The following is a 9,415-nucleotide window of genomic DNA, read 5'->3' as shown; positions in this document are numbered from 1 at the left end:
CCGGACAAGATCGCCGTGGACGACCTCACCCACCGCCTCGGCTACGCGGACCTCGACGGGGCCGCCGGCCGCTGGGCCGGCTTGCTCGCCGCCCGTGGCGTGCGGCGCGGGGACGTCGTCGGGGTCTGCCTGCGGCCGGGCGCCGCCGCGCTGGCCGTGCTGTACGGCGTCTGGCGGGCCGGGGCCGCCTACCTTCCGCTCGATCCCGCCTACCCGCCGGAGCGGCTGGCGTTCATGGCCCGCGACGCCGGCGCCGTCGCTGTGGTCGCGCAACCGGACGCGCCAGATGAGTTGCGGCAGGCGGTCGGCCGCGTCATCGACGGCGATCGGGCGCCGACGGAGCCCGCGGGCTTCCCCGCCGTGGCCGTGACGCCCAACGACACCGCATACCTCATCTACACCTCGGGTTCGACGGGCCGGCCCAAGGGAGTCGCGGTGAGTCACGGGGCGCTGGCGAACCTGCTGGACGGCATGGCCAGGACCACCGGAGCCAGGCAGCAGGACATGATGATGTCGACGAGCGCGTGGTCGTTCGACATGTCCGTGCCCGAGCTGTTCCTGCCCGCCGCGGTGGGGGCGAGCGTCGTGGTCGCGCCCCGCGCGGCCGTCTCCGACGGGATCGAGATGCTACGGCTCATCCGCCGGACCGGTACGACGTGGATGCAGGCGACCCCGTCCGCCTGGCGGATGCTGCTCGACGCCGGACTGGAACGAGGTGAGGTCAGCACGGCCATCTGCGGTGCCGAGCGGATGCCGGTCCCGCTCGCGGCCGATCTGCTGGCCACCGCGGAGACGGTCTGGAACTTCTACGGGCCGACCGAGACGGCGGTTTGGGCGACCGCCGCGCGCGTCACGGAACCCGAACACGCCCGCCTGATCGGCCGGCCGCTGCCCGGGGTGACTGTGGCGGTGCTGACCGCACAGGGCCTGCCCGTGCCGCGTGGCGCGATCGGCGAGTTGCGCGTCGGAGGCCACGGCGTTGCCCAGGGCTACCACGACCGCCCCACGCTCACCGCCGAGCGTTTCCCGCCTGACCCGCACCGGCCGGGCGGGCGCGTCTACCGTACCGGCGACCTCGTACGCCTGCGGGCCGACGGCGAGTACGAGTTCGCGGGACGCGCCGACGACCAGATGAAGGTGCGCGGATACCGGATAGAACCGGGCGAGGTCGAGGATGCGGTGCTCGGCAGCGGAACGGTGCGGAGCGTCGCGGTCGTCACGCTCGCCGGACAGGAGTCGTCGTCGCTGGTCGCTTACCTCGTCCCCGGCGACGGGTTCGACGTCGGCGAGCTGCGGGCGCTGCTGCGCGACAGGCTGCCGGGACAAATGGTGCCCACGCTGGTCACGATCGCCGCCCTGCCCCGGCTCCCGAACGGGAAGGTGGACCGCCGCGCTCTTTCAGCGCGGGCGGTCACCGGCCCCTCGGCGGGCGTCGCGTTCGCGCCCGCAGAGGGACCGCGCGAGGAAGCGTTCGCCGCACTCTGGAGCGAGGTACTGGGGGTCACCCGGGTGGGCCGGCACGACAACTTCTTCGCCCTCGGCGGAGACTCCATGCGCGCGCTCCGGATAGCGCAGCGGGCGGCCGGACAAGGGCTGACGATCGAGCCCGCCGACGTGTTCACCTACCAGACGGTCGCGGAGCTGGCCTCCGCCGCCGGCCGGCCCGGCACGTGGGAGGAGACGCCGCCGCCCCAGGCGCAGGTGTCCGCCGCCGACCTCAGGAAGGTGCGGGCCCTGCGGGCTCGCGCGACACAAGGGGAGTAAGCCGATGGACGACGCCACCGTGGACGCTCACCCCCTCACCCCAACGCAGGAGGGGTTGCTTTACCACACGCTGTTGGACGACTCGACCGGGGTGTACGTCCAGCAGATCGTCCTGCGGATCACGGGACTCGGCGACCCGTCCGCGATGCGGGAATCATGGGCCCGTGTGCTGGCCAGGCACCCCGCGTTGCGGACCGGCTTCTATTGGGAGGGCCTGGAACGCCCGCTCCAGGCGGTCGAGCCCGACCCCGCGCCGCGATGGAGCGAGCACGACTGGAGCGCGCTGCCGGAGGCGGAACGCGAAGCGGCACTCGACGCGCACCTGCGTCGCGACCGCCACGCGGGATTCGCCCTGGACCGGCCGCCGCTGGTGCGTACCGCGCTGATCCGGTTCGCTCCCGCCACGTACTGGATGATCGTCAGCCACCACCACCTGATCATGGACGGCTGGTCGGTGTCGACCGTGCTCAGCGAGGTCGTCCAGACCTACTCGGCGATCGTTCGCGGCAGCTCACCTGCCCTGCCGCCCGCCCCGTCGCCGTGGGAACTGGTGCGTCACACCGCAGGAGACGAACCTGCGGCGCGCGCGTTCTGGGCGGCGGAGCTCGGCGATCTCGGCCGGCCGACGCCGATCCCGGGATTGCGGCACGCCTCCTCCGATTCGTCGCCCGACGTCGCGGAGACCGGGCTGGCCGTTGCGGAGCTGTCCGAGGCAGACAGCGCGCGACTGACAGAGGCGGCCCGGCGGCACCGCGTCTCGGCCGCGACGCTCGCGCTGGCCGGTTGGGGACTCACCCTCGCCGGGCGGTCGGCGGAGACAGAGGTGGTGTTCGACACCACCATGACCATGCGCCCGTCGAACGTTGCGTCCGCCGAGCGGACAGTTGGCGTTTTCGTCACCACCGTGCCGATCCGGATGTCCGCCGACGGGGGGAGAGGCCTTGGCGACTGGCTGCGCGACCTGCAGTTGCGTGCCGCCTCGGCGTCACGGCACGGCCACCTGCCGCTGGTGGACATTCACGCCCTCAGCGGGGTGCCGCGCGGCGAACCCCTCGCGCGCACGCTCCTGCTGGTGCAGAACTTCGCGGAGGAATGGGACGGGCACGCAGCCTCCGCCGGGCTCACCATCAGCCAGCGGCCCGCCGTGCCGCGGACCAACTATCCCCTCACCGTGCTGGTGACCCCCGGCACGCGCTGGTCGCTGCGCGTCGCCTACGACGCGGGCCGCTGCCCTCCGACGCTGGCACACAGCCTGGCCGGAGGGCTCGGCGCGGTGCTGCGCTCCCTCGCCCGCTCCACGCCGGAGGCGGCGGTCTCCGGCCCCGCCGGCGCCGCGCCCACCACCCCCGAGATCGTGCTGGCGGGAACGTTCACCGTGCTGCCCGTCGCGGAGGTGCTGCAGCACTGGTGCCACCGGCTGGGCCTGGCCGTACGGACCGCCACCGTCCCGTACGGCCGGGTGGTGCCCGACATGCTGGACCCCGCCGGGCGCCTCGGGCCGGACGGGGCGGGGCGCGCAGGCGTGCTGCTGGTCCGGATCGAGGACTTCGCCGGCCCCGAGCGGGACCCGGCCGACCCCGAGGCCCGCTCGCGCATGGCCGAGAACGCGACGATGTTCCTCGAAGCGCTGCGTGGCGCGCACGCGCAGGGGCTGGCGCCGCTGCTGGTCGTGGTCACCGCCCCGTCCCCAGGCTGGTCGCACGGCGCGGGTCCGGAGGTCGAGGCCGTCCTGCGGCGGCTGCGCGAGGCGTGCGACCGGCTGAGCGGCGTGCGTCTGGTCAGCGACGACGGGGTCGCGGCGGCGTACCGGGTGGAGACGGTGCACGACCCGCACGGTGACGTCGTCGGGCACGTGCCCTACAGCGACGAATACTGCGCGGCACTGGGCGTCTTCGTGCTGCGCCGGGTTCTCGCCCGGTGGGCGCGGCCGATCGCGGGCTACGTCGTGGACGCCGATGACACCCTGTGGCAAGGGCAGTGCGGTGAGGGGCCGGTGGCGGCCGATCCCGGCAGCCCTTGGCACTCCCTTCAGGAACTGCTGCGGGCGGCGGCCCGGTCGGGCCGCCGGGTGGGTGTCGTGGGGCGCGCCGACGAACGCGACGTGCTGGCCCAGCTCGCCGACGGCGGCCCGCTCGGCCCCGATGACCTGAGCGGCCGGCGGATGGGCTGGGGCAGCGTGTCCGACAATCTGGTCGGCCTGGTGAGCGGCTGGGGGGTGGCAGTGAAGGACTGCGTGTTCGTCACCGCCGACCCCGTGGCCTATACCGAGGTCCGCGTCCGCTGCCCGGACGCGACCGTTTTGCTGATGCCGGCCGAGCCGGAGGCCGCCGCCGGGTTCGTGCGCGGATTGTGGCTGCTCGACCTGCCGTGACAGCGCGGACGCCTCACCGCGCGCCCTGCTCGCGCAGCGCCAGGGCGATCCCGGCCAGGGTGCGGCGCTCCAGCAGCAGCCCCAGGCCCAGGCGTACGCCGAAGCTCTCCCTGATCCGCGCGATGAACTCGACCGCCGCCAGGGAGTTGCCGCCCGCGTCGAAGAAGTCCTGGTCGGCTGGGAAGTCGGTGACGCCGAGCGCCTGCGTCCACAGCAGCCGCAGCCGCTCGTCCACGGTCTCCGTCCCGTGCTCGCCAGTGGCGGTCTCCACCGCGATCGGTGAGCCCTCGGGCGCGACGGGATCGGCCCGGTCGGCGGGATCGACAGGGGCGGCGGGGCCGGTGGCGGGCCTGGGGCGGACGAGCACCGGGCCGCGCACGCCTGAGCCGATCAGGCGCAGCATCAGGCACACGGCCACCGCAGGGTCGAGCCCGTCATCAGTCGTATCCGTTTCGCCGCCCGCCTCGGAGACGCCGCCCGCCTTCCCGCTGTCACGGGCCGCGGACGGGAGGGCCGTCTGGAGGGCGTCACGGCCGGCGATCATGACGAACTTCTCGACGGAGACCAGCACTTCGCCGTGCTCGTCGATGAGGTCGACATCGCCCGACGGGCTGTCGTGCGGGGCTCGCGGGTCCCGCCGCACATGCGCGTAGAAAGCGGCGGGTATGTCGGCGGCGACCACGACCCGGTTATAGAGGAACGGTACGTACGAATCGGTTCCCGGCCCGCTCACGGCCGCCGTCACCGAATCCAGCAAGGCCGGGTGCAACGCGTACCGGGCCGTCTCCGAGCGGTGGGCCGGCGGCAGCTCCAGCCGCATCAGCAGGTCGGAACCGCTCGACCACACCTCCCGCACGCTCCACCAGTGCGGTCCCAGAGTGAACAACGACCCGCCTTCGGCGCGGGACGGTCCTGCCGGTGCGGTGTGCCGCCGTCGCAGCTCGCCCAGGTCGACGCGTCCGGGGCGCGGCTCGGCGGGGCCGATCACGGCGGTGGCGTGCGATGTCCATGAGCCGTCCCCGCCGGGGGGCCGGGAGGTCACCGCCACGTCGAACCGGTCGCCCACGGGACGGAACGTGAGCCGCACCACCCGCGGCTCCTGTGCGAACATCGGTGTGGTGAACACGACGTCGGAGAGCCCGATCGGTCCGGAGGCGGGCGCCGCCACCTCACGGTAGGCCCGTACGGCCAGGTCCAAATAAGCCGTCCCCGGCAGCAGCGGAACACCGTCCACCCGATGCTCGTCGAGCTCCCAATGCGTCGCCGCGCTCATCTCGGTCTCCCAGACGAGCCCTGTCTCGCCGCCGGCCCGGGCCGCCGGCGGCCGGCGCCGGACGGCGCCGTTCAGGTCCGCGACGTCCACGCCGGATCTGTTCGCCATGGTGCGGCCCCGCCAGATCGGCCAGCCGATGCTGAGCACCCGCCCGTCGGCCAGTGACGAGCCGATCGCCGCGGCGTCCAGGAAGGCGTTGGCCGCCGCGTAGTCGCCGTTGCCCACGAGCCCCTCCGCCGCCGCCAGGCTGGAGAAGAAGACCGCGAAGTCGAGTGGGGGCTGGCCGGCGAAGACCCGTTCCAGGCAGGCGGTGCCCGCGGTCTTCGGGGCCATGACCGCCAGGGCGTCCGCGGCCTCGCGGAAGGCCACCATCCGCGCGCCGGGCAGCCCGGCCAGGTGGAACAGGCCGGTCACCGGGCCGTGATGCTCGGCGACCTCGGCGACCACGCGGCCGAGTGCGGCACCGTCGGTGACGTCGCAGGCGTACGGGATCACCGTGGCGCCCAAGCTCCGAATCCGCTCCAGCTCCCCGGCCGCGACCGCCTGCGGGCCGCGCCGGCTGAGCAGGATCAGCGTCGGACGCAGGCCGGTGCCAGCCAGTTCGCGGGCGACGGCGAGACCGAGCCCGCCGCTGCCGCCCGTGATGAGGTACACGCCGCGTTCCCGCAGCGGTGTCTCAGCCTTGGCCGGCAGCGGAAGCCGCCGTTCGGCCGGCTCCCAGCGGCGCCGGCCACGCAGTGCCACGACGTCGTCGGTCACGGCCGGTGACAGCTCCGCGGCCAGCGCGGGCACGTCCGTGCGAGCGCAGTAGTCGATGGCGGCGCCGTGCAGGTCGGGCGCCTCCCGCCGCACCGTGCGGAACAGGCCGTGCAGCGCGGCGCGGTGGGGGTCCACCAGATCGCCCCCGGACACGTCCACCGACCCGGTGGTCAACAGGACGAGCCGTGGCGGAGCCGGTCCGTCGGCCGAGGTCACCACCAGGCGGCACAATGTGAGCAGGCTGACGAACGCGTCGTCGTCACCGCCAGGCGCAGGTCCTCCCGTGGCGAGGGCGTGCACCACGACCGCCAGGGGCGAGCCGGCCTCCCGCAGCGCCGCGTACGCCTTGCGCAGATCATCAGGCCGGCCTGGCCGGACGTGGAAGCCGCCGGGTACAGCCGCGAACGACGGCCCGGGACGCAACTGGATCGGCCGCCACCCGGCCCGCTGCACCGCCAGCAGCACCCGCGCCGCGTCGTCGGCGTCCTCGGGCAGCAGCACCAGCGCGTTGCCGTCGGCATGCCGGGGGAGCGCGGGGCGGGTCCGTTCCGCCCAGTGGATCTCGGAGACGGCGGGCCCGGACGGCGGGCCGAGGGCCGGCTCCTCCTTCGGGACGTCGGTCTCCGCCTGCGGAGGATCGGCCCAATACCGGACGCGCTCGTACGGGTAGCCGGGCACCGAGACGCGCACCGCGGGAGACGGCTGCTCTGCGGCGGCCCAGTCGATGGCGCAGCCCGCGGCCCACAGCCGGGCGGCCGTGCGGAGCACCGCCTCCGGCTCGGGCCCGTCCTCGCCCAGGGTGGACGCCACGGTGCCGCGCGCGTTCGCCAGACCCCGGCGGGCCAGGCTGCTGAGCGTGCCGCCAGGGCCCACCTCCAGCAGCGTGCTGCCGGGCCACTGCGTGCGGAGCGCGCGAAGCGCGTCGTGGAACCGTACCGGTGAGGTGAGCATGGCGGTCCAGAACGCCGGCGTGGCGAGCCGCGCCGGCTCCGCCAGATCTCCGGTGAGGCTGGAGTAGAGCGGCACCCTGGGCGCGCGGAACGTCACCGAGCCGAAGGACTCGTGCCACACCCGCTCCGCCCGCTCCCAGCCGGGATGATGGAAGGCGGCGTCGACCGGCAGCGGGCGGCTGGCCACGGGCCGCTCGGCCAGCCGCGCCGCCAGCGCGGACAGAGCGTCGGCGGGGCCGCAGACCACCGTCTCGCGCGGCGCGTTGACGGCCGACACCGCCAGCGGCTCGGCCAGCAGGGGCAGGACGTCGTCGGCAGAGGCGGCGACGGCCAGCATGCCGCCGGGCACGGGGTGCTCGGCCATCGCGGCGGCCCGGGCGACGACCAGTCCGATCGCATCCGGCAGGCTGAACACTCCCGCGATCGCGGCCGCGGACAGCTCTCCCAGGCTGTGCCCGAGCACGGCGGCCGGCGGCGCGCCCCACTGCCGCCACATCTCGGCCAGGGAGTACTCGACGGCGAACAGCAGTGCCTGACCGGCGTCGTCCCGCTCCTCGCCACGGCCGAGCCAGCGGCGGTACAGAGGCACGCCGTGTTCCTCGAACAACTCGAGGCATTCGTCCATCGCCACTGTGAAGCCGCGCACCGTGCCGTACAGTTCGCGAGCCGTTCCCTCCCGCAGGGACCCCTGACCGGGCAGCAGGTAGGCCACGCTGCCATCCGTCTGGGCGGTCCCGGTCACCACGGGCTCGGAACCGGCGAGCAGCGCGGCCGCGTCCGCGGCGGAGCCGGCCACCAGCGCCGCGCGACAGCGGTGCGGCGTGCGGCCGTGCTGCAGGGTGGCCGCCGCGTCGGGGAAGACCTCCTCGCCGCATCCGCCGAAGAAGCCGGCGAGCCGGCCCCGTTGCGCCCGCACCGCCGGCTCGGTGGCGGCCGACCAGAGCACCACGCGCGGCCGTCCGTCGGGGCGGCGGTGCGCCTGCACCGGGCCCTCCTCCAGAACTGCGTGCGCGTTCGTCCCGCCTACCCCGAGCGAGGTGACCGCCGCCATTCTGGGCCGCGTCACGTCCCGAGGCCACGGCTCGACGCCGGTGCTGATCCGGAACGGCGTCTTGTCCAGCTCCAGCCGGTGGTTGACCCGGTCCAGGTTCACCGTGGCGGGCACGGCCTCGCGATCCAGCGCGAGTACGGTCTTGATGAAGCTGGTGACGCCCGACGCCGCGCCCAGGTGGCCGACGTTGGACTTGACCGAGCCGAGGATGACGCTCCCCGGCTCAAGAGCTCCCTGCGCGAGTTCGGCGTACGCCTCCGCCAAGGCGGCCACTTCGATCGGGTCTCCCAGAATCGTGCCGGTCGCGTGCCCCTCCACGAACCCGATGTCCGACGGCGTCACCCCGGCCAGCGTCATGGCCTCGATCACGGCGGCCACCTGGCCGTCCACGCTGGGCGCGCCGAAGCTCACCTTGTCCGCCCCATCGTTGTTCACGGCGCTTCCCCTGACCACCGCCCTGACCCGATCCCGGTCGGCCAGCGCGTCTTCCAGGCGTTTGAGCACGACGGCGCCGGCTCCACTGCCGAAGATGGTGCCCGAGGCCCCGGCGTCGAACGGCCGGCAGTGGCCGTCGGCCGTGGTGATGCCTCCTGGTGTCCAGAGCCGTCCCCGTACCAGCGGCAGGTCCAGGACGGATGCGCCGACGACGGCCACGTCGCACTCGCCCAGCCGCAGCGCCTGACAGGCCAGATGGATGGAAACGAGGCTGCTCGAACACGCGGTCAGCACGGTCATGGCGGGTCCGCGCAGGTTCAGCTTGTACGCCGCCAGCGTGCTCAGGTAGTCAGGCTGGTTGAGGCTCTGAACCAGCGTGCCGTCGAGCCCCAGCAGGTCGGGCCGGCGCCACAGGTACTGCGGTAAATAGTTGTTCGGCCCCGCCGACCCGAACACTCCCACGGTGTCCGCCAGGTCGAAGGGGTCGTATCCGGCGTCCTCCACCGCGCTGTGGCACAGCTCCAGGAAGACCCGGATCTGTGGGTCGCACAGCTCTGCCTCGCGCGCCGTCATCCTGAACAGGCCCGCGTCGAAGCCGTCGGCGGCGGGCATCATCGGCGCCGCCCTGATGTAGTCGGGGTTGGCGAGGTCCGCCTCGGTCACCCCGGCCGCGCGCAGTTCCTCGGCGCTCCAGAAGGTGATCGACTCCTTCCCCGCGACCAGGTTGGCCCAGAACTCCTCCATGTCGTGCGCGCCGGGAACGCGGCACGCCATGCCGACCACGGCTATCGGACGATCGGTCTCCCACACGT

At 73.9% G+C, this 9,415-nt stretch carries 3 protein-coding genes; 2 read left to right on the top strand and 1 reads right to left on the bottom strand.

Features of this window, described 5'->3' with window-relative positions; translation table 11 throughout:
- Positions 1 to 1,764 (top strand): non-ribosomal peptide synthetase (locus tag GUY59_RS33430; RefSeq protein ID WP_161714825.1); only part of this gene is annotated, 1,764 nt, incomplete at its 5' end.
- Between the two features lie 4 nt (positions 1,765 to 1,768).
- Positions 1,769 to 4,135 carry a condensation domain-containing protein gene (locus GUY59_RS33425; RefSeq protein ID WP_138208676.1) on the top strand — a complete coding sequence of 789 codons (2,367 nt, stop codon included), beginning with the start codon at positions 1,769 to 1,771 and terminating at the stop codon, positions 4,133 to 4,135.
- Between the two features lie 13 nt (positions 4,136 to 4,148).
- Here the strand turns inward: GUY59_RS33425 and GUY59_RS33420 are convergent, their stop codons facing one another.
- The gene (locus GUY59_RS33420) at positions 4,149 to 9,413 is read right to left on the bottom strand and encodes a type I polyketide synthase (protein WP_161714824.1); all 5,265 of its coding nucleotides are present in this window, start codon (positions 9,411 to 9,413) and stop codon (positions 4,149 to 4,151) included.
- Between the last annotated feature and the right edge of the window lie 2 nt (positions 9,414 to 9,415).

The organism is Nonomuraea sp. K271 (genome assembly GCF_009908215.1).
Lineage (GTDB): Bacteria > Actinomycetota > Actinomycetes > Streptosporangiales > Streptosporangiaceae > Nonomuraea > Nonomuraea longispora.
This window is presented reverse-complemented; position numbering and strand designations above follow the sequence as displayed.